The following is a 620-nucleotide window of genomic DNA, read 5'->3' as shown; positions in this document are numbered from 1 at the left end:
GTACTGTCCAAAATTCATTGCTCAAGCAGCCTAAAAAGAGACCTGAAACAATGGCTTAAAGCAGGTGTGCTAGACAACGGTGTATTCGAGAATACAGAAACAGGGACACCTCAAGGAGGGGTAATAAGTCCAATACTCGCCAACATCGCACTGTTGGGTATGATTAGGTTAATTGAAAAACTGTATCCTAGGAAATCAAACTATCGCCCTTTTGCGAGAGTCATAAGATACGCCGATGATTTTGTGGTCATCTCAGAAGACCTAGGAATCATTGAACAGTGCCAAACTGCAATCACCGAATGGCTTAAACCTGTAGGCTTATAAATAAAACCTGAAAAAACTCGAATCTGTCACACGCTCAAACCTATTGAGTATGATGATAAAACAGAGAAACCAGGGTTCGACTTTCTAGGATTCAATATCAGGCAATACCCAGTAGGAAAATACAAGTCTGGAAAAACAGGGTGACCCACAAGCCGATTAATCGGACATAAAACCCTCATAAAACCCAGCCAAAAAGCAGTTAAAGCCCACACAGAAGTGATTAAAGGTGTAATAGAACAACATAAAACAGCACCTCAGTCAGCCCTGATTAGTAAACTAAACCCGATTATTCGGGG

The 620-nt window shown here is 41.3% G+C and carries 1 pseudogene; it reads left to right on the top strand.

The window, feature by feature from the left end:
- Positions 1-620 (top strand): annotated as a pseudogene (locus tag P5674_RS25605) (reverse transcriptase domain-containing protein); the annotation flags it as partial.

The organism is Limnospira sp. PMC 289.06 (genome assembly GCF_032350395.1).
Classification (GTDB): domain Bacteria; phylum Cyanobacteriota; class Cyanobacteriia; order Cyanobacteriales; family Microcoleaceae; genus Limnospira; species Limnospira platensis.
The sequence above is the reverse complement of the archived record's forward strand: the minus strand, read 5'-3'. Positions and strand labels throughout refer to the sequence as shown.